Raw genomic sequence first — 23759 nt, 5'->3', positions numbered from 1 at the left:
CGTCAGGCCGCCTTGCTCTCACCGCCGGGGTTCATCATTTCCTGCTCGACGGCGTCGATCGACGGACGTTCGTAGGAGGAGATGGTCTTACGGCCATATTCGAGCGCCACCTGCGGTACGGAGCCGTTCATGTAGGCGAGCAACGTCTGCTTCACGATCACGTAGAGGCGATGCTGCTTGCTGCGCACGACCTTGATCTGCGACACGAGGGGGGCGCAGACGGAGTAGGAAAGGAGAATACCGAGGAAGGTGCCGACCAGTGCCGAGCCGATGAGGTGGCCGAGCACTTCGGGCGAATCGTTGATGTGGCTCATGGCCTTGATGACGCCGAGAACGGCGGCGACGATACCGATGGCCGGGAAGGAATCGCCCATGATCGTGATGGCGTGATAGGGCTTCATCTTGTCGTGCAGGATGGTGTTGATCTCTTCGTCCATCAGCGCCTCGATCTCATGCGAGCGGGCGTTGCCAATGATGATGAGGCGCACATAGTCGCAGATGAAGGCCGTCAGTTCCTTGTTCTTCAGCACCGTCGGGGCGGCCTGGAAGATCACGGATTCGTCCGGGTTGTCGATGTGGGCTTCGATTTCGTTGCGCGACTTGGTGCGCAGGTCCCGCATCAGCGCATAGAGCACGCCGAGCGTGTCCAGATAATTGCGCTCCTTCGGAACCGAGTGCTTGAAGGCTTCGCCCAGCGCCTTGCCGGAATCCTTCACGACCTTCATCGGATTGGCCATGATGAAGCCGCCGATGCCCGCGCCCGCGATGATGACAAATTCGAAGGGCTGGAACAGCGCGTCCACATGCCCACCCATCGCCATGAAGCTGCCAATGATGCAGCCGCAGGTCACTACAAATCCGATAATAATATTCATCGCCAGTCCACACCTGAACGTTGCTTCCTCAGATCAAGTAGGGGACTTGCCTTGCGTGAGGCTGTTCGGCGTGCACCGCAACAAGCTTTTCGTCGTGTCAGCTTCGCACAAGCCAATGCAGGCAGAGTATCGGGTAAGGGCATCCACGCCCGGCTAACGAAATGTAGGAGCGCCGCAATATCTGGCGTTTCCTTTCCCGTTATTCTCCAATGTCCGGAGGGCGTTGAAAATGCAGTCTGGTATTTATGTGGCGCTGTCATCGCAGATGGCGCTCGAGCGGCGTCTGACGACGATCGCCGATAACATGGCCAACGTGAATACCACGGGTTTTCGTGGCACCGAGGTCAAGTTCAATCAAGTTCTTAGCAATACCGAAAACAAGCTCAACGCCAAGGTCGCCTTCGTCTCGCAAGGCAACGACTATCTCTCCACCGACAACGGCGAATTGCAAAACACCGGCAATCTCTTCGATTTTGCGGTCAAGGGTGACGCCTGGTTCGGCGTCAACACGCCGGCAGGCCTGGTTCTGACGCGCGACGGCCGATTTACCATGAGCGAGAGCGGCGCCCTGGTCTCCACCCGCGGCTATCCAGTACTGGACCCCGGCGGCGCACCGATCCAGCTTGATCCCGGCGGCGGCGCACCGAGTGTGTCTGCGGACGGCACGATCGCGCAAAACGGCAAGCCAGTCGGCAAGATCGGGCTCTACAGCTCTGATATCAGCAAGGGCTTCCTGCGCTATGACAATAGCGGCGTGTTGCCGACCGATACGCCGCAGTCTGTTGTCGACCGCTCCAATGTCGGTATCGCCCAGGGGTATCTCGAAAACTCCAACGTCAACGGCATGCGGGAAATGACCCAGCTTATCGAAGTCAGCCGTGCCTTCGACAATATCTCGACGTTGACGAACAGCAGCGAAGGCACGCTCTCGGATGCGATCAAGACCCTCGGCGGCAGCCAGTAAGAGGGTCGGATGATGTTCGAGGATGGGATGCCTGAAGGCGCGATGTCGCCGAGATTCTCGCGTATGGCCGCCTTGGCGGATCAATATTTGATGGCGGAAAACACGGTTGCCGATGGTGGCCATGTGCGCACCATCGCGGCCGGCCACTACACCGTCGCAGGCCTTTCCAGGCATGTGCGCCTTGGTGAGTTCGTCGCCCACCGTTCCTCGACCGGCATCCATCTCGGTGAAGTCGTCCGCGTCGAGCCGGAGCTGACCTATGTCTGCCCGATCGAGCCGGGCGAGCCGATCGGCATCCACGACACGGTCATCCGCAAAGGCGCCTTCCGTATCGCTCCATCCGATAGCTGGTGCGGGCGCACGATCAACTCGCTGGGCGAGCCGATCGATGGCCTGGGACCGCTGACGGCCGGCATGGAGTCGCGCTCGATCTCCAATACGGCGCCGCCCTCGATGACGCGCAAACGCGTTGAGACGGGTTTCAAGACTGGCGTGCGCGCCATCGACATCTTCTCTCCGCTCTGCCTTGGCCAGCGTCTCGGCATTTTCGCCGGTTCCGGCGTGGGCAAGTCGACGCTGCTGTCGATGCTGGCGCGCGCCAATGCTTTCGACAAGGTGGTGATCGCGCTGGTGGGCGAACGTGGCCGCGAAGTCCGCGAATTCATCGAGGACACGCTCGGTCCCCACATGCAGAAGTCGATCGCCATCGTCGCGACCAGCGACGAGAGCCCGATGCTGCGTAAGATGGCGCCGTTGTCGGCCATCACCATCGCCGAGCATTTCCGCGATCAGGGCGACAACGTGCTGTTGATCGTCGATAGCGTCACCCGCTTCGCCCATGCCATCCGCGAGGTTGCGACCGCGTCCGGCGAACCGCCGATCGCGCGCGGTTATCCCGCCTCCGTCTTCACCGAGCTGCCACGCCTCCTGGAGCGTGCAGGTCCGGGGCCGGAAGGAACCGGCACGATCACCGCGATCATCTCCATCCTCGTTGACGGCGACAATCACAACGACCCGATCGCCGATTCCACCCGTGGCATTCTCGACGGCCATATCGTGCTGCAGCGCAGCCTGGCGGAAGAGGGACGTTATCCGCCGATCGATCCGTTGGCCTCGGTGTCGCGTCTGGCGCGCAAGGCCTGGACGCCGGATCAGGAAAAGCTGGTTTCGCGCCTGAAGGCACTCGTGCACCGCTATGAGGAAACCCGCGACCTGCGCCTGATTGGCGGATACCGCCAGGGCAGCGACGCGGATCTCGACATGGCCGTCCGCCAGGTGCCGATCATCTACGACATTCTGAAACAGACTCCCGGCGAACGCCCCTCGGCTGACGCCTTCACCGATCTTGCGACCGCGTTGAAAAACGGCTCGGCCGCGTCCATCCAGCCGCCGAGAGCAAAATGATGTTTCCGCGAAATGTCGTTCGCTCCTGCCATTTGATTTCGCATCATCCTGTCCGAAACCGCTTCGCGCCTTTCGGACCATGCCGAGAGAGAGGCCGAACGTGAGAGAATCCGACGCAGACGAACCGGTCGCTCCGCTGAGGCCGGTAAAAAAGCGGACCTTCACCGATAAGGCCTTGGCCGGCACCGGTCTGTTGCTCGCTGGCATCTCGGCTTTCTTCCCCTGGTACGTGTTCCTGAACCCCGACAAGTTCGGCATTCACGTCGCCGAGGGCGATCGTACCCGCGATCTGCCGAACTGGCCGGGACGCGAGATCGTCAACGTCTCGCCGCTGGCCATGGTCAACAAGAACCCGAACGAGCCGAAGGTTATCGCTCCCGATCCGTTGACGACGGCGACGATTAGCAACGTCGGGCGCGAGGACGATAAGGGCCAGCCGGCCGAAGATCAGCCGTTCCCCGGCAAGTCACCGTTCCATTTGCTGCATGTCGCAAACGGCCGGGCGCTGATTGAGGATGACACCGGCATGTATGTCGTGCGCGTCGGCTCGATCCTGCCCGATAACAGCCGTCTGGCGACGATCGAACAGCGCGACGGAAAGTGGGTCATCATCACCTCCACGGGTGATGTTTACGGCCACAACTAAGAACCCGCAATCGCCTGCGTATCAGACTTAGTAAAGACTTTAGCAAGAACGCATTCCCCGCAAGTCCCACGCAAGATTATTCCTCTAGGGTCCTGCTGTAAGAACGGAGAGAAGCCCATGCAACCGATTCAGCTCTTTGACTTGGCCTCGCGGCAATCCGAGTGGCTCCAGGTTCGCCAAGAGGTCGTTGCCGGCAATATCGCCAATGCCAATACCCCGAAGTACCACGCCAAGGATGTCACGCCGTTTCAAGCCGTTCTCGACAACCAGAACGTCGCCATGGCGAAGACCAATCCGGCGCATTTTTCGGGCAATGAATTCAGCCAGAGCGGCGACGTCAACGTCGAGGAAGCGTCGCTCAATCAGGAAATCGGCGTCCAGGAGTCGGGTAACACCGTCGGTCTGGAAGACGAACTCGCCAAATCCGGCGACATCCAGCGCCAGTACGGTTTGAACACTGCGCTGGTCAGCTCCTTTCATCGCATGATGTTGATGACCGTAAAACAATAGATGAAGTGAAGATGTTATGGACCCTTTATCAGCTGCGTTGAAGATTGCGGGCTCCGGCCTGGAGGCCCAATCGACCCGCCTGCGTGTTGTTTCCGAAAATATCGCCAACGCCCGTTCGACGGGCGACACCCCCGGTTCCGATCCCTATCGCCGCAAGACCGTGACGTTCGGCGCCGAGCTCGATCGCGCCAACAACCTGACCACGGTTGGGGTGAAGAAGTTGGGCGAGGACACCAGCAAGTTCATCCAGGAATACGACCCAGACAATCCGGCGGCGGACCCGAAGGGTTATGTCAAGATGCCCAACGTCAACGTTCTCGTTGAAATGGCCGATATGCGCGAAGCCAATCGCTCCTACGAGGCCAATCTGCAAACGATCAAGCAGTCGCGCGATCTCATCAACTCCACCATCGATCTCTTGAAGAATGCACAATGATTGACGCTATCAAGAATATTTCCTCCCTTTCGGCAGTCCGCGGTCTCGGCAGCATCACTACGGACCAAAGCTCCTCTTCGTCCAACAGCCTGGCATCGACGCTTGGCTCAACAATCGGCAACGTGACCGGAACCAGCTTTGCCTCGGTCATGTCCAACGTGGCGAAAGACACGGTCAACACGCTGAAGGAAGCTGAAAACGCCTCCTTCGCCGGTATCAAGGGCACGATGAGCACCCGCGAAGTGGTCGACAAGGTCATGCAGGCGGATCAGACGCTGCAGACGGCGATCGCGCTGCGCGACAAGGTCGTTTCGGCCTTTCTCGATATTACGAAAATGCAGATTTAGGGCGGGTGGCCTCGCTCCCATTATTTGATTTGGCGCGATCTTGTGCAAAGCCGCTTTGCGGCTTTCGGGATCACGCTCTAGCTCGAAGGACGAAGACATGAGAGCGCTCGCTATTGCCGCGACGGGCATGGACGCCCAGCAGACCAACCTCGAAGTGATCGCGAACAACATCGCGAACATCAATACGACGGGTTACAAGCGTTCCCGCGCCGAGTTCTCGGACCTTCTGTACCAGACCGAACGCGCCAAGGGCATTTCCAACCGGCCGAACCAGGCCGTGGTGCCGGAAGGCGCCAATATCGGTCTCGGCGTGCAGACGACAGCCGTGCGCAACATTCAGATCCAGGGCGAACTGTCGCAGACCCAGAACGATCTCGACGTCGCGCTGGTCGGCCGCGGCTGGTTCCAGATTCAGATGCCCGACGGCACGACGGCCTACACCCGCGCCGGCTCGTTCAACAAGAGCGATACCGGCCAGATCGTGACCGCTGACGGCAACGTGCTGCAGCCGGGGATCACGATCCCGACCAACGCCACCAACATCACCATCAACGAATCCGGTCAGGTCTCGGCAACGATCGGCACCGCGACGACGCCGACCGTTCTCGGCCAGTTGCAGATCGCCAACTTTGTCAACGAAGCGGGCTTGCAGCCGATGGGCAGCAACCTCTTCACGCAGACGCCTGCCTCCGGCGATCCCGTCGTCTCCGATCCGAACCAGAACGGCTTTGCCTACATGAAGCAGGGCTATCTGGAATCGTCGAACGTCGATGCGGTCAAGGAAATCACCGACCTGATCTCCGCGCAGCGCGCTTATGAGATGAATTCCAAGGTCATCACCACCGCCGACGACATGGCGCAGATCGTCAGTAAAGATCTGAAGTAACGAGAGGACGGGGGCCGAACATGAGGTTTCGCCGGATGAAAAGCTTAGCAATGGCCTGGTTCGCCGCAGCGAGCCTCTCCGTCGTGTTCGTGTCGGCCGCTCCCGCCGGCGCAACCGGCAACGACGCCACCAGCCTGGGGACCGCCGTCGTGCCGACCGAGACGATTTATCCGGGCGATATCATCAGCAGTGGTCAGCTCGAAGAGGTCGAGGTCACCAATCCCAACCTCACGGGCGACTATGCCAAGCGGCTTCGCGATGTCACGGGGTTGGTGTCGAAGCGGACGCTTCTTCCGGGCCGCACGATTTCCATTTCCGCCCTGCGTCAGCCCTTCGCCGTGACGCGTGGCTCCAATATCCGTCTGGTGATGAGCATGGGCAGCATGACGATCACCGCTGCTGGAACACCGCTGGATGACGGCGCGGTCGGCGATAGCGTACGAGCCCGCAATCTGGACTCCGGCATTATTGTCAGCGGCACTGTTCTCGAAAACGGTACGATCCGAGTGGTCGCAAAATGAGAAGCCTTCGTAATTTCCTCAGGGTTTTGCTGGCATTGCCCAGCCTGATCATCGCCGATCCGGCCCTGGCGATGCAATCGCGCATCAAGGACATAGCCTCGCTGCAGGCCGGCCGTGACAACCAGTTGATCGGCTACGGCCTGATCGTCGGTCTCCAGGGGACCGGCGACGGCTTGCGTTCCTCGCCGTTTACCGAACAGTCCATGCGCGCGATGCTGCAGAATCTCGGCATTTCGACGCAGGGCGGCCAGTCCGCCGCCAAGAATACCGCTGCCGTCATGGTGACGACCAATCTGCCGCCATTCGCAAGCCCCGGCAGCCGCATCGACGTCACGGTCAGCTCGCTCGGCGATGCGACCTCGCTTCGCGGCGGCACGCTGATCATGACCTCGCTCAGCGGCGCCGACGGGCAGATCTACGCCGTGGCGCAGGGCTCGGTCATCGTCTCGGGCTTCCAGGCCCAAGGGGCTGCGGCCAGCGTCACCGAAGGCACCACCACCGCCGGCCGAGTGCCGGGCGGCGCCATCATCGAACGCGAACTGCCATCGCGTTTCAAGGATTCCGTCAATCTCGTCCTGCAATTGCGCAATCCGGATTTCTCGACCTCGATCCGCATCGCCGATACGGTGAATGCCTGGGCGACCTCGCATTTCGGCGCTCCGATCGCCGAGGCCAAGGATTCCCAGGAGGTCGCGATCGAGAAGCCGAAAATGGCCGACCTGACGCGGCTGATGGCGGATATCGAAAATCTCGACGTCCAGACCGACACGCCCGCCAAGGTCGTCATCAACGAACGCACCGGAACGATCGTCATCGGCGCCGATGTCCGCGTCTCGCCGGTCGCGGTCAGCTACGGCACCTTGACGGTCCAGGTCAGTGAAAACCCGCAGATAGTCCAGCCGGAACCCTTCTCGAACGGTCAGACGGCCGTTCAGGATCAGACGGACATCACCGCCAGCAAGAGCGGAGGCCGTGTCGCCGTGCTTGAAGGACCTGATCTGAAGACGCTGGTCTCCGGGCTGAACAATATCGGCGTCAAGCCGGACGGCATCATCGCCATCCTGCAAGGCATCAAATCGGCCGGCGCCCTGCAAGCGGAGCTCGTGCTGCAATGACAACGATCACCATCGCCAGGAAATTGCTGACCTCCGGATGCGTCGCGACGGCATTGCTGCTGTCGGTCTCGGCAGCGGCGGCGCAGGAAGCGCCGAAGCCGGTCGCCGATCCGGCGTCCAGCCAGGACGAGATCAAGCAGTTCTGCACGAACATCGCCGATCCGGCCCGCGACCAGCGCTATCTGCTGCAGAAGCAGGAGCTTGAGAAGCTGCAGGCCGATGTCGACCAGCGCATTGCCACGATGGACAAGCGCAAGGCCGAATACGAAGACTGGCTGAAGCGGCGCGACGATTTCCTGAAGACCGCGGATTCCGGCCTAGTCGACATCTACAAAAATATGAAGCCCGATGCGGCGGCGGCAAGTCTTGATCAGGTCAAGGTGACCGTTGCGGCCGCCATCATCATGAAACTCTCAGCCCGCCAGTCGAGTCTCATTCTGGCGGAGATGGATGCGCAGAAGGCGGCTGTTGTCACCAACATCATCTCCAGCGCGTCCGATCCGAATACATCGAAGTCGAAGGACCCCTCATGAACATGCGTCTTACGGCCACCTGCGCACTCGTCGTTTTCCTTGCCGGTTGTCAGTCGCAGGCAATGAAGGAAATCGGTAGGGCGCCAGCCATGAGCCCGATCGGCAGCGGCCTGCAATATGCGCAGACGCCGCAGATGCTGCAGTATCCGAAGCGGCCGCATCAAGTCGCGCAGGGTTACTCGCTCTGGAACGATTCGCAGGCGGCCCTTTTCAAGGATGCGCGTGCTCTCAATGTCGGCGACATCCTGACGGTCAATATCTCGATCAACGACAAGGCGAACTGGGATAACGAGACCAATCGCAGTCGCACGAACAAGAGCGACATGAACTGGAACATCACGGCCAAGATCTTTGGCTGGCAGCCGAGCACCAATGCCGACGCGACCTCCGGTTCCGACACCAGCACCGACGGTAAGGGCAAGATGCAGCGGTCCGAGCAGATTACCCTGCTTGTCGCCGCTGTCGTCACCGGCGTCCTTGAAAACGGCAACCTGATGATCAGCGGTTCGCAGGAAGTGCGGATGAACCAGGAGATTCGTATCCTGAACGTCGCTGGTATCGTCCGGCCGCAGGACGTCACCGCGGACAACACGATCTCCTATGACAAGATCGCCGAAGCGCGCATCTCCTACGGCGGCCGTGGCCGTCTGACGGAAGTGCAACAGCCGCCGCGCGGTCAGCAGGCGGTCGATCTGCTGTCGCCGCTCTGACGGCCGGGCAGCACGTATTATTTGATAACAGGCGGATAGAGACATGGCAGCGGCAGAGGCATCGGAAAAAAGCAAGGGATCGCCGCTGATCATGATGATTATCGGTCTGGTGATCCTGACGGCTCTCGGCGCCGGCGGCGGCTGGTTCCTCGGCCACATGGTGGCGCCGCAGATCAAGACGGCGACGGCCGCGGTACAGGCCGCGCCGCAGGCGCCGACAGGTGAAAAGCAGGCTGCGGCTGCCGCGGGCGCGAACGGCATCGTCCAACTCGAACCGATCACGACCAATCTTGCCTATCCCTCCCAAAACTGGATCCGGCTGGAAATCGCGCTGATGTTCAAGGATAAGCCGGACCAGCAGCTCGCGGAAGCCATCCACGAGGATATCCTCGCCTACGTCCGTACCGTTTCGCTGCAGCAGGTCGAAGGTCCGCGTGGCTTCCAATATCTTCGGGATGACATTCAGGAACGTGTTGACCTTCGCTCGGAAGGGCGGGTATCGAAAGTTATGTTCAGAACTTTCGTGATCGAATGAGTCGATTATTACTTGCTTTACTTATATTAGCTGCTGCTGCGTTTTCGCCTGAAATGGCGATGGCGCAGCAATTGCCATCTCAGCTCCCGACGGATCTCTTGAATGTCCCGGTGAACGGGTCGGTCGCGGCTTGGATCATTCGCACCTTCGGGCTGTTGACGATCCTGTCGATCGCGCCCGGCATCCTCATCATGGTGACGAGCTTTCCGCGCTTCATCATCGCCTTCTCGATCCTGCGTTCGGGCATGGGCCTCGCGACCACGCCGTCGAACATGATCCTGCTGAGCCTCGCGCTGTTCATGACCTTCTATGTCATGTCGCCGACCTTCGATCAGGCCTGGAAGGATGGCGCGCAGCCGCTGCTTGCCAATCAGATTTCGGAGGCCGATGCCGTCCAGCGCATCGCCGAGCCTTTCCGTACCTTCATGTCGAACAACACGCGCGAAAAGGACATCAAGCTCTTCGTCGATCTGGCGCAGGAGCGGGGGCAGACGGTGGTGATCGACAACAAGATCGATTACCGCGTGCTGATCCCGGCCTTCATGATCTCGGAAATCCGCCGTGGTTTTGAAATCGGCTTCCTGGTCGTTCTGCCGTTTCTGGTCATCGACCTGATCGTCTCGACCATCGTCATGGCGATGGGCATGATGATGCTGCCGCCGACATCGATCTCGCTGCCTTTCAAGATCCTTTTCTTCGTGCTGATCGACGGCTGGAATCTGCTGGTCGGCAGCCTTGTACGATCTTTCCACTAGAGCGCCGTGCGTTGCGCTTGCGGGTGATTCCACCTGAAAGCGGGATGCTTTAATCGCTTGCCACTGGGCGGACCGTCATCGGGAGCGGAGCTTCCGATGACGCGAGATGCTTATTCCGCGGCGATCGCCGCAGCACTCTGATCTTCGACCAGGAACGGCTCGGTGCGCACCGGCAGGGCCGGTACGTCCATGTGATCCGGGCCGAGACCCTTCCTGGCGCGTTCGACCATCATTTCGTAGGCGGTCTCGAGGTGACGGGTGATGCGTTCGGCATCGAAGAGCGGCTTGATATAGCGGTTGACGGTCAGCGTTTCCTTGAGCGCGGCAATGCGCTCCGGCTGCCTGGCAAGTTCCACGGCCATATCTTCGTAGGCCTGGACATCAGCGGCCACCAGCTCCGGTACGCCGATGGCGGCGAGCAGGCTTTCGCTGACGCGCGAGGCGAAGTTCGTGCCCTTCATCGTCAACACCGGCAAACCGCCCCAGAGCTGTTCCGAGGTCGTCGTATGGCCGTTCACCGGGAAGGTATCGAGACCGAGATCGGCCAATTGCTGGCGGTCGATGTGATCCTCATAGCGGATACGGGTGGTGAAGACGATGCGCTTGCGGTTGACGCCGCGCGCCTCCAGGCGTGACCAAAGGTTGGCCTCGGCGCGCGGACCGTTGCAAAGCAGCCAGAGCACGCTGTTCTTGGTGCGCTTCAGTATGTTGCACCAGACATCGACCATTTGAGAGGTGATCTTGCGGTTGCCGTTGAACGAGGCAAAGACGAAGGCATCTTCCGGCAATCCATGCTCCGCTCGAGTGGTCGGCCGTGCCTTCGGACGATACATCGGATCGTTCGGCTGATAGCATTCGGGCAGACGGCAGAACTTCTCATGGAAATGCGGCTTGGAATAATCCGGCAACACGTAGGGGTCGCCGATGATGTAGTCGAGGTCGATGTTGACGGCCGAGCCCGGAAAGCCGAGCCAGGCCGTCTGGATCGGCGCTGCCTTGTGATTGAGGATACGGACGCGGCTATCCTTGGTATGTCCCTTGAGATCGACCAGGATGTCGATCCCACGGGCGCGGATCGCCTCCGCCGCTGCCTGATCGGAGTGGCTGCGGATATCGACCATGGTGCCCCATCTCGAATAGTCGAATTCTTCCTCGCGCTGAGATGACAGGGACGAGTGGTCGAAGAGGGTAATCTCGAACTTGTCCCTGTCGTGCAGTTCCAATGTCCGCTGCAGGAGCTTCATCGTCGCATGGCCCGGCCAGAAGTCCGATGAGAGATAGCCGATGCGAATCTTGCCGGCCCAAGTATGCGGCGCCTTGCGGCGCGCTTCGGCGTGTCCGGCCGGCAGCGGCATCGTGTCGTGCACAGCGAACTTGTTGATTGCTTCGTCGCCGCACCAGTGCAGATGGAAGAATGGATTGTCCGGCCTGACATAGTCGAGGCTGCCCGCAGCTACGGATGTCAGGATCGGCCCCATATGTTTGTCCACCGTCGCAAGATCGGACAATTCGCGAGCAAAGATCAAATGGAGCGTGCGAAAGATGATATTGTCGGGATGCTTCTTGAACAGGGTGGCAACGATGTGCCGGTTGCCGTCGTCGTAAAGATCATCGGTCAACAGTTTCGAGGCCAGCAGCCGATGCCGGAGCTCCGGTCCTTCAACGAGGACGCTCTTGAAGCCGGCCAGCAGGTCCCTTTGCTGTCGGCTTAGAAAGATGCTGGTAAGGGCAAAGGCGAGTTCCGGATCCTTGAACGCCTGGGGCAGGATCAGGCTTCCGATCGAGAGCGTCGCGTCTTCGTTGCCTGTCGCAAAATGCAACAGCAAGGCTTCCCGCAGATAGTCTTCGCGATACGGCTTTTGTCTGCCTGCCAGCTCAAACGATCTCGCCGCGTCCGATCTGAAGCCGAGTTTCAAGAGCGTTTTTGCCAGCAGCGCGTAGGTCTTTGGCGATGTGTCGGTATTGAGCAGCTCGTTCAGTGTTTCGAGCGCGCGCGTATATTGCCCCTTTTGATAGAGGTTGGACGCTGTCACATAGGCGTTTTTCGTATTCACGAGCGAGAACTCCGAGCGAACTTTGACCAGTCTCCGGCAATGGCCGAAGTCCGTCATCATGGATTCGTGGGATAATCGCGCGCGTAGCTTGCCTGAAACCGAAGCAATGTTGAACGCTCCTTTACGTATCGTTAGCTACGTTACGGTTGGCCGCTTTTGGGAGTTCCGCGTTTAAGGAATTCGCAAGCAATGCATGCGAGTTTACCTGCGACATGACGGGTTTGGTCCTCTAGGAAATGGGACCGAGGAGCATGAAGCCGCTCCGTCATCGCCGGTATTTGAAGTCCGGTATGTCCTCCTTTTCGTATTCAGTTTCCAGGGGACACACTTATGACCAGCATTGTAACCAACAACTCCGCTATGGCCGCTCTGCAGACTCTGCGCGGCATCAGCAGCAACCTGCAGAACACGCAGGAAGCCGTTTCTTCCGGCCTGCGCATCTCCAAGGCTTCCGATAACGCCGCCTATTGGTCGATCGCCACCTCGATGAAGTCCGACGACAGCGCTATGGGCGCCGTCTCCGACGCCCTCGGCCTCGGTGCTGCCAAGGTCGACACGGCATCTACCGCCGTCACCAGCTCGATCGACATCGTCGGCCAGATCAAGGACAAGCTCGTCACCGCCATGGAAGGCTCGGTTGACAAGGGCCAGGTCCAGGAAGAAATCGGCCAGCTCCAGCAGCAGCTCCAGAGCGTTGCTCAGTCCGCTTCGTTCAACGGCGAAAACTGGGTCATGGCTGCAAGCGGCGACTCGGCCTCGGTCGTTTCGTCCTTCATCCGCGGCACCAACGGCACCGTTTCGGTCAGCACCACGTCCTACGCATTCAACACCGGTGCAACGGGCAACGTTCTGTTCGGCTCGAACAGCGGTTCGATCGATACCTCTTCGGGTATCCTTGGCACCACGGACTCCACGGTTGGCGCTTCGGTCTTCAGCCTGGACATTTCCAACATGACCTCGGGCCAGATCTCCAGCGCCCTCAACATGGTTCAGACCGCTCTGAACTCCATGACCAGCATGGGTTCGAAGCTCGGCTCGATCTCCAGCCGTATCGACCTGCAGACGAGCTTCGCTTCGTCGCTCTCCGACTCGATCGAATCGGGCGTTGGCAAGCTCGTCGATGCCAACATGGAGCAGGAATCGAGCAAGCTCTCTGCTCTGCAGACACAGCAGCAGCTCGCTATCCAGTCGCTCTCGATCGCGAACTCCTCCTCGCAGTCGATCCTGTCGCTGTTCCGTTAAGAAGAAGGACTGGCGCCAGACGCCAGCCGAAATTTCTAAACACCAAGTTAACCGCGCCTTCCTAAGGCGCGGTTTTTTTTATATTTTTGGATTGGCCTCGGTTCAGGTTTTCTTAACCATATTGCTGTTTTCTAACACCATTGAAACGGCGAGTTAACCTTAACAGATTGGGTTAACAGGCATGATGCTGAGTGCCGTTACCGGTTTTTAGGTCCGGAATGTCCCTTAATTAACCGCTGCCAAAGGGGCAAAATATTATGACGAGCATCCTTACCAACAACGCTGCAATGTCCGCCCTGCAGACGCTGCGCGGCATCAACAGCGACTTGCAGTCCACTCAGAATGCTGTTTCCTCCGGCCTGCGCATCTCCAAGGCTTCCGACAACGCCGCCTATTGGTCGATCGGCACCACCATGAAGTCTGACGACAGCGCTATCGGCGCCGTCTCCGACGCCCTCGGCCTCGGTGCCGCTAAGGTCGACACGGCAACGACCGCTGTCACGAGCGCCCTCGACATCGTCAGCCAGATCAAGTCCAAGCTTGTAACCGCCATGGAAGGCTCGGTTGACAAGGGTCAGGTCCAGGAAGAAATCGGTCAGCTCCAGCAGCAGTTGGAGAGCGTCGCTCAGTCCGCTTCGTTCAACGGCGAAAACTGGGTCGTGGCTGCCGCCAACGACTCCGCCTCGGTCGTTTCCTCGTTCATCCGCGGCACCAACGGCACCGTTTCGGTCAGCACCACGTCCTACGCATTCGACACCGGCGCAACGGGCAACGTTCTGTTCGGCTCGAATTCCGGCACGATCGACACCACGTCCGGCATTCTCGGCACCGTGGACAGCACGGTCAATGCCTCGGTCTTCAGCCTCGACATCACCGGCATGACCGGCGGCCAGATCTCCAGCGCCCTCAACATGGTTCAGACCGCTCTGAACTCCATGACCAGCATGGGTTCGCGCCTCGGCTCCATTTCGACCCGTATCGACCTGCAGACGAGCTTTGCTTCGTCGCTGAAGGACTCGATCGAATCGGGCGTCGGCAAGCTCGTCGATGCCGACATGGAACAGGAATCGAGCAAGCTCTCTGCTCTGCAGACGCAGCAGCAGCTCGCTGTTCAGTCGCTCTCGATCGCCAACTCCTCTTCGCAGAACATCCTGTCGCTGTTCCGTTAATAGGAAGAGCCGGCGCCTGGCGCCGACTGAAATTCCGAAACAACAATTTAACCGCGCCTCCCAAGAGGCGCGGTTATGCTTTTCAGGGTAGCCTCTATCGTATTCTTGCTGCTTTCGCGAGCAGCTCGGCTTGCTCAGGAGGCGTCCGTCGTTACGCCGGTCTTCCTGTTCTGCACGGCATCGATGAAGCCATCAAACAACTTGCGCATGGCAACCTGCTTGTAGGGGTAGACGGTCGCGCTATCCATGTTGTGGACGACCATTGCCACGTCGAGTTCGAAAACCAGCAGACGCCCGTCTGGAAGTTCGGCGCAATCGATACCGAAATAATCAAGCCCTATGTGCMGATAGAGAGCCGCGAAACTCTCCTTGTGGCGGATCGCGAAATCCGTATCGAAATTCTCCATCCAAGCCTGTTCGACAGCGCGCTTCGCCGGGCTCTCCGCCATGCCGGCGCTCAGATAATGCACGATCCAATGCTCGGAGAGTGCCATATGGCTGGCAAAGGCCTTACCGTCGATGAATACGATGCGTTGCTTGTTGTAGAGGCCGTCCGGCCCGCGGAAATCGATGAAGGGCGCGACGTAAAGCTCGGGAGCCGGCTGCGTGGCAATCCATGCGGAAAGTTCTATGATATCGGCGATGCGTTCCATTCCGTTGCCGGCATGGGTGCTGATCGGGCGAACGACCAGCGGAAAGGAGAGCCCCGGTGCGCAATCATCCAGGGTCTTCGTGCCCGCACCGATGGCGACAAGATCTGCTCGTGGCACGCGATACGTGCTCGGCGACAGGATGGAGGGCTCATTGGCCAGCATGCCGCTGACACCATCGCGCGTCAGCCTGCTGATCAGTTCCGGATCGTTGTTCATGATCGGGCCGTTAAAATCGGCCAGCACCTTCTGCATCCGTTCAAGCACGGGGCCGTTTTCCGTGGATTCGCCGATCGCCATGAACGCCACGTCATGCTCCGGCAAATCCGCGAGCGCGGTCGTTTCAGGATCCACATAGTGCAGCCAAAGAACACAGTCGCTATCCGCCAGTAGGAAATCCAGCGGCGTGTTCGCCATGAAGTTGCCCGGTGTCACGAAGGCCAGCAGCCGTGGTCCCTGTCCATTTCCATGGACGATGCAAAAGTTGCGGCTGAGATCGACGGCGCCCCGCAGGACCTGTTGCGCCTCCTCGGCGCGGTTAAGCGTTTGCAGGATCGTCGCTAGGTCGAAAATCGCCGCCGCATCCGTGCCATCGGCTCCAACGCGTTGCATCAGCTCGTTCCAGAGCGGCGTCACATCCGCGCCGGCATAGATGAGCGACACGATCCTCTGCATGCCCAGAATTCGGCCAGCGCCACCGATTTCGTCAGAGGCGCGGTCGGCCACGAGGCCGGATGTCATCAGCATGGGAGCAAATCCTGTCGAGAACCGAGTTTGAGAACGCCGTCAATCAGCGCATCGATATCCGCCTGCCGCGTGCGATGGTTCACGATCGCGGCGCGGATTGCCGGTTGTCCGTTGAAGTGAGTTAGGGAAGGGGCAACGCGCCCCTCGGCGTGGAGATGTTCGATAATCCTTGCATTGACCTGCGGCGGCACGTCGTCGCCGGCGCCGACATAGGCAAAGCAAACGATGTTGAGCGCAACCGGCGCGAGGAGCCGCAAGGCGGGTTCCTGTTCGATCCGGCCTGCCAGGCCGCGCGCCAGGGCACAGTTGGCAGCCATCGAATCGCCCAATGCCTTGACGCCATAGGTCTTGAGGGTGAACCAGGTTTTGAGCGCGCGGAAGCCGCGGGACAGGTCCGGGCCGTAGTCGCAAGGCCACCAGTCGCCGCCGGCCAGACCGGAGGCCGCGCGGCTGAGATAGGCTGCATCCGAAGCAAACCTCTGACGCTGCCATGCGCTGTCCCGCACGAGGAGGAAGCCTGCGTCGTAGGGCACCTGGCCCCATTTATGGAAATCGAACGCAAGCGAATCGCAGGACTGGATGCCGGTGAACAGATGCGCCAGATCATCGGACAGGATGCCCAGTGCCCCGAGCGCGCCATCGACGTGAAAATGCAGGTCATTGGCGTCAGCGATACCGCGCAAGGCACTGAGGTCGTCGATCGCTCCTGTATTCACCGTCCCCGCGGTTCCGATGACCAGGAACGGTGTGTGTCCTTCGTTCTTATCGCGCAGGATGGCACGTTCGAGAGCCGCAATATCGATCTGCCCGGCCGCATTGACCTGGATGCGCCTGAGCTGCTCGCTGCCGATCCCCGACATCTCGAAGGCGCGCGGCACGCAACCATGCACTTCGCTCGATGTATAGGCGACCAGCCGTGACCCATTCGGCAAGCCTTTTGCGCGGACATCCGCACCAAGCTTTCTGCTTAGCGCGAGCAGGACGGCGACGAAATTGGCTTGCGAGGCGCCAGTCAGGAACAGGCCGCCGGCGGTCTCAGGAAATGAAAATATTTGCCGGGTCCATCGGATGATCTGACGCTCGACCTCGATCGGCATATGATCGCGCCCGCCGAGATTGGCATTCAGACCGCCAGCCAGCATCTCCGCCAACATACCAGCGGCCGTTCCGCCGCCCTGCACCCAGCCCATGAATCCCGGGTGGATATTGCCGCTGCCATAGGGAAGGATGTTGTCGCGGAATATGGCGTGGGCATCCGCCAAATCCGTCGGTTCGACCGGCAGCGGTGCGTCAAACAGGGCGCGTGCGGGTGACGGCGCCGGTTGCCAGACGGGCTTCTCGGAGAGCGTTTCCAGATGGTCGAGCATATCGTCCAGCATCTGGTGACCCTGTTTGCGCAGGGTTTGCCAGTCGTCGGGGTCGAGGCTTGTCCGTTGAGGAGGTCCATCCCCCGGCAATCCGCCGTCTTGTAAACTTAACATGCCGATCCCGCATTGGCTGAATTGTCGACGTCGCGATCACGCCGTTTGCGGCGGGACAGTCGTCCGATCGTGACAATCTTATGCCGCCCAAGGTGGCGCGAGGCTGACCTGACGCGCGGCTCGCCTCTTCCGGGATATATGATTTTGTTAACTTTCCGGTTTCCTTGTTAACTTTTTATTAAGCCTAATGTTGTCATCTGCGGCTAACGCAACGGTTGGTTAACTTCTCCTAAGAGCCGGTTAACAGGCATGACGCTGACTGCCGTTCCCGGCCGAAGACCGGAATGTCCCTTCTAATTTCAGCCACAAGGGGCACCTCTCCATGACCAGTATTTTGACCAACGATGCTGCAATGTCTGCTCTCCAGACTCTGCGCTCGATCAACAACAATTTGGAAAATACCCAAAACCGCGTCTCCTCCGGCTATCGTGTTGCCAAGGCCTCCGACAACGCCGCCTATTGGTCGATCGCGACCACCATGCGTTCCGACAACAGCGCGCTTTCGGCTGTCTCTGATGCTCTGGGTCTCGGTGCTGCCAAGGTCGACACCGCCTATACGGCAATGGACAATTCCATCAGCGTCGTCGAGCAGATCAAGGACAAGCTTGTCGCGGCAACGGAAAACAGCGTCGACAAGGCTGACGTTCAGGAGGAGATTTCGCAGCTCCAGGAGCAGCTTGAGAGCATCGCGCAGTCCGCTTCGTTCTCCGGGCAGAATTGGATGATCGGAGCCAACGGCGCCTCCGCATCGGTCGTGTCCTCCTTTGTCCGCAACAACGACGGTACGGTCGCGGTCAACAGCACCAGCTACACGTTTGATACGGGATCGGCAGGCAACGTGATGTTCGGCGCCAATTCCGACGGCACGATCGACACGAGCTCCGGTATCCTCGGCACCACACAGGATATCAACGGCACGGCCTATTCCGTCTTCAGCCTCGACATTACCAACATGACGAGCGGCGACATTTCCCTGGCGATGAACCTGGTGCAGTCGGCCCTCAACACGATGACGAGCACCGCTTCGCAGCTCGGCTCGCTGTCGACCCGCATCGACCTGCAGACTAGCTTCGTTTCAACCCTGAGCGACACGATCGACTCCGGCGTCGGCAAGCTCGTCGATGCGAATATGGAAGAAGAATCAAGCAAGCTCTCGGCGCTGCAGACACAGCAGCAATTGGCGATCCAGTMGCTGCAGATCGCAAACAACAGCGCGCAGAACGTTCTGGCGCTCTTCAAGTGAGCCTTGACCGGAGCTTACGTTAGGAAAGCGCGGCGGCATTTCTCTCTTGCCGCCGCGCATAAGCTTTTGTTAGCCTTCCGGGGTACTGATTTGCAGTATTTGCGCAAAGCCCCGGTGTCCGGCCTTTTTCGTCGGAACCGTCAGGGCTTTATCTAGCGACGGGCCGCGTTGGGATCTCTTCCGCTGGCTGGCATGAAGCCGTTCGTTGCTGCCGGATCGTCCGGTCTGCCGTTTCCAATAGAATTACGGATTTTCCGATGAGCAGTCTGACGACGAACCCCTCCTCTTTGGCCGCGCTGACCGTTTTGCGCGGCGTCAACAAAGATCTTGGTGTCGTGCAGGAACAGGTTTCGTCCGGGTATCGCGTCGAGAACGCGAGTGACGATCCGACCTATTGGTCGATGTCGAAGACGATGCAGTCGGACCAGAGCAGTCTTTCCACCATCAGCGACGCGCTCGGCCTCGGCGCCTCGAAAGTCGATACCGCCTCCACCGCCATGGATTCGGTCGTCGATCTCGTGACCCAGATCCAGGCCAAACTGGTTTCGGCCAAGGAGCCGGGCACCGATAAGACCGCGGTCAATGCGGACATTCAACAGCTCAAGAACCAATTGCAGTCGGTCACGCAATCCGCGTCCTTCTCCGGTGAGAACTGGCTCTACAACACCGCTTCGCAGCCAGATACCAAGCAATCCGTCATCAGCAATTTCACGCGTGGTTCGGATGGCCAAGTCAATCTCGTGACGATCAATTACGATAGTTCGCAAACGCTGATGATCGATACCGCCGATGCGAGCCGCGGACTGCTGACGAAGGACATCGACGCCAGCGCGTTCGATACATCAGGTTCAACGTCGACATCCCGCAACTATTATCTCCTCGCTGCGGATTCCGGCACGGCTCCCTCCGACGGCACGGAAATTTCCATTTCCGAAAGCACGACGGACGATCAGCTCACCGATATGATCAATGTGACGAACTCGATCCTGAAATCGGTGACGTCAGCGGATTCGACGCTGGGTGTGATGAAATCCCGTATCGACGACCAGTCCGACTACATTTCCAAGCTCAGCGATGCCCTCAAGACCAGCGTCGGCAATCTCGTCGATACCAACATGGAAGAGGCATCCGCGCGTCAGAGCGCACTACAGACGGCACAGCAGATGGGCATTCAGGCATTGTCGATCGCCAATACCATGTCGAGCAAGATGCTGATCCTGCTGCAGGCAAAGTAAATTCCGGGTTGGCGCGGCCGAGAGGCTCGCGCCCGCCGCATTCATCCTCGCACAAGTTTGACCCCCTACGGTCCATCGCAATGGCATGGCTGCGCTATTTTCCGGTGACGTTCGGCGTCACGTCCGGAAAGCGCTGCCGCAGGACGGAAACCGGAAGCGTGATGATCGACGTTTTGAGCATGGGAATTCAAGGGACCTGTCGAGAAATCAGCTCGCGGTCTTCTGCGGATGAAAAGGGGAGGATGTCAGCATGAGCCCGACACTCTCCCGCTATCTCAAGGATTTCAGCGCCGAATCGCCGCCCCCGTCTCCAGTCGTGCCGGACATGTCGTTCGAAGAGACGTTCGATTTCCCGGAAGCTCCGGTTGTACAGCCGATCGATATCGAGGCGGAACGTCGCGAAGCCTATGCGCAGGGGCACGAAGCCGCAACGCAGGAATTGACGCAAAAGCACCAGACCGAGTTGGAGACCATCGCCGAAACGCACCGAGGCGAGATGGACGCCTTGCGCACCCGATATGAAGAGCGCGCCGCGGAGAAGATCGTCAACGGATTGACAAAGGTCGCCACGATACTTGGGCAGGCGATCAGCGCGGAGGCTGCCGCAGCACTTGCGCCGATCATGACCGAGGAGCTGACGACCAGGGCTGTCGCCGATCTCGCTGAACGCGTGGAGGCAGCGATTCTTGATGGCGCGGCCGGCCCGATTACGGTCAGTGGTCCCCGCCATCTCTTCGAGAGCCTGCATGACAGTCTCGGCCAAAACGGCGTTTTGCTGCGCCACATCGAGGCGCGCGATGTCGATCTCACCGTAACGATCGGAGAAAGCGTTCTCGTGACCCGTATGTCTGCCTGGGCCGCTAGTCTGAAAGAGATTCTGAAATGAGCGACGGCGATCACAATCAGGGCAAACACGAAATCATCATCGTCAAGCGGCATGGCGGCGGTGATCATGAAGGTGGTCATGGCGGCGCATGGAAGATCGCCTATGCCGACTTCATGACGGCAATGATGGCCTTCTTTCTGGTGATGTGGCTGGTGAATGCCGCAAACGAAGAGACKAAGGCCTCCGTTGCCTCCTATTTCAATCCGATCAAGCTCGCCGACGAAAAGCCGACCGAAAAGGGGCTGAAGAAGCCTGTCGATAAGGCGGACGGGCAACAGAACCAGGCGAAGTCGAAGAACAAGGAAGACAATCCGAACGACGGCAAGTCCGCCAAGACCGGCGAGGACCAAACCTCGACGTCGGGCGATCAGACGAATTATTCCGAAGCCGATTTCTTCGAGAATCCCTATTCGGTTCTGGCCGAAATCGCTCAGCAGGTCGGTCAGCAGGCCAATGTCAGCGCCAAGGGCGAGGGGGGCGCTGCCCAATCCGGTCCCGCCACAGGTGCGGATGGCGGCCAGGCCTATCGCGATCCCTTCGATCCGGATTTCTGGACCAAGCAGGTTCAGGTCTCGAGTGCCTCGAAGAAGGCCAACGAAGAGCAATCCGCAAAATCCGACCAGTCGCCGAAGGGCGAAGTGATTGCCCTTTCCAAGGCGACTGCCGCCGATACCGGTCAGCCGGCTACTCAGCCACAGACTCCTGAAGACCAGCCGACTCTGAGCGATCAACAGGCGCCGACGGATCAGCAGACCCCGGCCAAGGACCAGCAGAACAAGCAGGCTACGAAGCAAACCGCGAACCAACAGAGCGCCAGTGCAGCCGCCGCTACCGCCGCCGAGCAAAGCGATGCTTCGACGACCGAAGACAGCACCGCAGCGGCGCAGAACAAGGACGCCGCCCCGACGAAGGATCAGCAGCAGGATGCCAAAGACCTGCAGCAGGCGATCGAGAAGCAGATCAGCGGCGTCGCCGGTCAGCTCGCCGAGGGTCTGCAGGTCACGCCGGCTGAGGGCGGGCTTCTCGTGACGATTTCCGATCAGACCAACGATCCGATGTTCAACATCGGCTCGGCCGTTCCACGCCAGGAGATGGTGCTGGCGATGGCGAAGATCGGCAAGGTCCTCGCGGACCGCAAAGGGTCGATCCTGATCCGCGGCCACACCGACGGGCGCCCCTATATGGTCGATGGCCACAATGACAATTGGCGCCTGTCGCTCGACCGCGCTCAGAGCGCCTACTACATGCTCACTAACGGCGGGCTGGACGAGAAACGGATAGCGCAGGTTTCGGGGTTTGCCGACCGCCGGCTGAAACTGCCCGACGATCCCTTCAACGACGCCAACCGCCGCATCGAAATCCTGATTCAGGGCGCTTCGAACCAGGCTGCCAAGAGCCAGACCGATGGCGGAAATCAGGAGCCGGTCAAGCCAGTCCCGGCCAAGCCGAGCCAAGGCAAGCAGGGTAAGGGCCAAGGCAAGCCGACACAAGGCAAACAGGGATAGTCCATGGCGCGCATTCAGCATCGTCATCGCCTCGCGCTCGCTCTGACCCTCGGCATGTCAATGCCGGGGATCGCTGGTGCTGAGGATGCGGACAGCCTGCCGCCCTATAAGATGCTGCGCTCGCTCGAATTCATCCAGGACTCCGTAGTGGCAGGTGACAGTTCGGCCGGCGAGATGCAGCGTTTCATGCTGGCGACCATCGACGAGCGTCTGCGCACCGCCGATAAATCCACCTTCGACGATAGCCGCAATGTCGACGCCGCGCTGATTTACGCGATGAGCGGCGGTAATCCTGCGACGCTGGAATTTCTGATGTCGCGCGACCTCAACGGCAATTTCGACAATCGCGTCGCCGATGTATTGAGGAAATATCTGAACGGCAAAGGGCTGCTGGTGGTCAATACGCTCAGCGATATTGCCCGGGAATATCGTGACAAGAAAATCGGCCCCTATATTTCGCTCGTTGCCGCCAACGTCATGTCCTCCAAAAACCCGAAGGCGGCGCTGAAGCTTTATGACTGGGCGCGCTTGACGTCGCCCGGCACCATTGTCGAGGAATCGGCGCTGCGTCGTTCCCTTGCTCTTTGCACCGATAGTGGGATGGTGCCGGAGGGGCTCGCCTATGCGCAGCGCTATACGAGGCGCTTCCTGCATTCGCCCTATGCCAGCCAGTTCGCCAACCTTTTCGTGCAGCTCGTCGTCGATCATAACGCCGAGGTCAAGCAAGAGGATATTGTCGACATCCTGTCCTTCATGGACCCGCCGAGGCAGCGGGAAATCTATCTGCGGATGGCGCGTCGCGCCGCGATCGCCGGCAAGGCCGATCTTGCCGCCCTCGCTTCCGGTCGTGCCCAGGCGATCTCTAACGACGGCGGCGATGCATTCGGCGCTCTGGCGGGCTTCTACGGCGGCGTTGCCGGTGTATCGACACCTGAGCTGGGGACCGCGGTTCGCAACATAGATCAGATGCCAGCCGGCGAATTGAACGTGCAGGATCGCGCCCTGCGCGACGCCGCCAAGGTGGTGGCGGACGAAATTCTGCGGGCGCCAGACCCGTCAAGCCTGACGCAAGTCTCACCCCTTAATCTGCCTAATCAAGATAATACTGAACACGATGCTGCTGTGACGAAACCACCTGGGGCCAAGCCCCCTGGCACGGCGGGTGTTGAGGAGGGAGCCCCGGCAAAGGCGGCTCCCGCCCCGGAGGAAGGGAGGCAGGAGGCCGACTCTTCATTCAACGCATTCGTCACGACGAGCCGCTCGAAGCTTGACGCCATCGACGGCCTGTTGAAGCAGGAAAGTCATTGATC

General features: G+C 59.8%; 24 protein-coding genes. 20 read left to right on the top strand and 4 right to left on the bottom strand.

The annotated features are described in order from the left end of the window. Positions 1–2: 2 nt before the first annotated feature. Positions 3–875, bottom strand: a complete 873-nt coding sequence (motA, locus tag QD357_RS12955; protein ID WP_107106981.1) for a flagellar motor stator protein MotA — start codon at positions 873–875, stop codon at positions 3–5. 229 nt (positions 876–1104) lie between these two features. On the opposite strand from motA, the gene flgF reads away from it, so the two are divergent. The 13 genes from flgF (at position 1105) to fliP (ending at position 10237) form a co-directional block, all read left to right on the top strand. After that, positions 1105–1839 carry a flagellar basal-body rod protein FlgF gene (flgF, locus tag QD357_RS12950; RefSeq protein ID WP_107106982.1) on the top strand — a complete coding sequence of 245 codons (735 nt, stop codon included), beginning with the start codon at positions 1105–1107 and terminating at the stop codon, positions 1837–1839. A gap of 12 nt (positions 1840–1851) precedes the next feature. Then, positions 1852–3243, top strand: a complete 1392-nt coding sequence (gene fliI / locus QD357_RS12945; protein WP_107107055.1) for a flagellar protein export ATPase FliI — start codon at positions 1852–1854, stop codon at positions 3241–3243. A 100-nt stretch (positions 3244–3343) separates the two neighbouring features. Next, positions 3344–3889 carry a flagellar protein gene (locus QD357_RS12940; RefSeq protein ID WP_107106983.1) on the top strand — a complete coding sequence of 182 codons (546 nt, stop codon included), beginning with the start codon at positions 3344–3346 and terminating at the stop codon, positions 3887–3889. 117 nt (positions 3890–4006) lie between these two features. Beyond that, on the top strand, positions 4007–4399 hold the full coding sequence (flgB, locus tag QD357_RS12935) for a flagellar basal body rod protein FlgB (protein ID WP_107106984.1): 393 nt from the start codon (positions 4007–4009) through the stop codon (positions 4397–4399). Between the two features lie 16 nt (positions 4400–4415). Further along, the gene (gene flgC / locus QD357_RS12930; protein WP_107106985.1) at positions 4416–4835 is read left to right on the top strand and encodes a flagellar basal body rod protein FlgC; all 420 of its coding nucleotides are present in this window, start codon (positions 4416–4418) and stop codon (positions 4833–4835) included. After that, positions 4832–5182, top strand: a complete 351-nt coding sequence (locus tag QD357_RS12925; protein WP_107106986.1) for a flagellar hook-basal body complex protein FliE — start codon at positions 4832–4834, stop codon at positions 5180–5182. The genes flgC and QD357_RS12925 overlap by 4 nt, the downstream gene beginning before the upstream one ends. A gap of 97 nt (positions 5183–5279) precedes the next feature. Then, positions 5280–6068, top strand: coding sequence for a flagellar basal-body rod protein FlgG (gene flgG / locus QD357_RS12920; protein WP_107106987.1), 789 nt, complete (start codon positions 5280–5282; stop codon positions 6066–6068). A gap of 35 nt (positions 6069–6103) precedes the next feature. After that, positions 6104–6589, top strand: coding sequence for a flagellar basal body P-ring formation chaperone FlgA (gene flgA, locus QD357_RS12915; protein WP_414124413.1), 486 nt, complete (start codon positions 6104–6106; stop codon positions 6587–6589). Then, entirely contained in the window at positions 6586–7704 is a 1119-nt protein-coding gene (locus QD357_RS12910; RefSeq protein WP_107106989.1) for a flagellar basal body P-ring protein FlgI, read from the top strand. The genes flgA and QD357_RS12910 overlap by 4 nt, the downstream gene beginning before the upstream one ends. Then, positions 7701–8237 carry a MotE family protein gene (locus QD357_RS12905; RefSeq protein WP_107106990.1) on the top strand — a complete coding sequence of 179 codons (537 nt, stop codon included), beginning with the start codon at positions 7701–7703 and terminating at the stop codon, positions 8235–8237. Before QD357_RS12910 ends, QD357_RS12905 begins: the two co-directional genes overlap by 4 nt. After that, positions 8234–8947, top strand: a complete 714-nt coding sequence (gene flgH, locus QD357_RS12900) for a flagellar basal body L-ring protein FlgH (protein WP_107106991.1) — start codon at positions 8234–8236, stop codon at positions 8945–8947. Before QD357_RS12905 ends, flgH begins: the two co-directional genes overlap by 4 nt. A gap of 43 nt (positions 8948–8990) precedes the next feature. Further along, entirely contained in the window at positions 8991–9482 is a 492-nt protein-coding gene (fliL, locus tag QD357_RS12895) for a flagellar basal body-associated protein FliL (RefSeq protein ID WP_107106992.1), read from the top strand. Next, positions 9479–10237 (top strand): flagellar type III secretion system pore protein FliP, encoded by a 759-nt coding sequence (gene fliP, locus QD357_RS12890; RefSeq protein ID WP_107106993.1) that lies wholly within the window; start codon positions 9479–9481, stop codon positions 10235–10237. Before fliL ends, fliP begins: the two co-directional genes overlap by 4 nt. A gap of 110 nt (positions 10238–10347) precedes the next feature. Here the strand turns inward: fliP and QD357_RS12885 are convergent, their stop codons facing one another. Continuing rightward, complete coding sequence (locus tag QD357_RS12885; RefSeq protein ID WP_107107056.1) at positions 10348–12291, bottom strand: glycosyl transferase; 1944 nt, start codon at positions 12289–12291, stop codon at positions 10348–10350. Positions 12292–12621: 330 nt separating this feature from the next. Here QD357_RS12885 and QD357_RS12880 point away from each other — a divergent pair, with 330 nt between their 5' ends. Then, a complete protein-coding gene (locus QD357_RS12880; RefSeq protein ID WP_107106994.1) occupies positions 12622–13533 on the top strand; it encodes a flagellin in 912 nt (303 codons plus the stop codon). Positions 13534–13790: 257 nt separating this feature from the next. Continuing rightward, entirely contained in the window at positions 13791–14702 is a 912-nt protein-coding gene (locus QD357_RS12875) for a flagellin (protein ID WP_107106995.1), read from the top strand. A gap of 134 nt (positions 14703–14836) precedes the next feature. Here QD357_RS12875 and QD357_RS12870 read toward each other — a convergent pair whose 3' ends face one another. Both QD357_RS12870 and QD357_RS12865 read right to left on the bottom strand, forming a co-directional pair. Then, positions 14837–16099, bottom strand: a complete 1263-nt coding sequence (locus tag QD357_RS12870; RefSeq protein ID WP_414124411.1) for an ATP-grasp domain-containing protein — start codon at positions 16097–16099, stop codon at positions 14837–14839. Beyond that, positions 16093–17580: a pyridoxal phosphate-dependent decarboxylase family protein gene (locus QD357_RS12865; protein WP_107106997.1), complete on the bottom strand. Its 1488-nt coding sequence runs from the start codon at positions 17578–17580 to the stop codon at positions 16093–16095. The genes QD357_RS12870 and QD357_RS12865 overlap by 7 nt, the downstream gene beginning before the upstream one ends. A 322-nt stretch (positions 17581–17902) precedes the next feature. Between QD357_RS12865 and QD357_RS12860 the strand changes: the two genes are divergently transcribed. From QD357_RS12860 to motC, 5 genes are all read left to right on the top strand, one after another. Beyond that, positions 17903–18823, top strand: a complete 921-nt coding sequence (locus tag QD357_RS12860) for a flagellin (RefSeq protein WP_414124410.1) — start codon at positions 17903–17905, stop codon at positions 18821–18823. 257 nt (positions 18824–19080) lie between these two features. Next, positions 19081–20058 (top strand): flagellin, encoded by a 978-nt coding sequence (locus tag QD357_RS12855; protein WP_107106999.1) that lies wholly within the window; start codon positions 19081–19083, stop codon positions 20056–20058. Positions 20059–20308: 250 nt separating this feature from the next. After that, the gene (locus QD357_RS12850; RefSeq protein ID WP_107107000.1) at positions 20309–20944 is read left to right on the top strand and encodes a hypothetical protein; all 636 of its coding nucleotides are present in this window, start codon (positions 20309–20311) and stop codon (positions 20942–20944) included. Continuing rightward, on the top strand, positions 20941–22449 hold the full coding sequence (locus QD357_RS12845; RefSeq protein ID WP_107107001.1) for a MotB family protein: 1509 nt from the start codon (positions 20941–20943) through the stop codon (positions 22447–22449). The genes QD357_RS12850 and QD357_RS12845 overlap by 4 nt, the downstream gene beginning before the upstream one ends. Before the next feature lie 3 nt (positions 22450–22452). Continuing rightward, complete coding sequence (motC, locus tag QD357_RS12840) at positions 22453–23757, top strand: chemotaxis protein MotC (RefSeq protein ID WP_107107002.1); 1305 nt, start codon at positions 22453–22455, stop codon at positions 23755–23757. The last annotated feature ends 2 nt before the right edge of the window (positions 23758–23759 follow it).

This window comes from Rhizobium sp. BR 317 (assembly GCF_047445835.1).
Taxonomy (GTDB): Bacteria; Pseudomonadota; Alphaproteobacteria; order Rhizobiales; family Rhizobiaceae; genus Rhizobium; species Rhizobium paranaense.
Note: the sequence above shows the minus strand (reverse complement) of the source record. Positions and strands in the feature narration are given on the sequence as shown.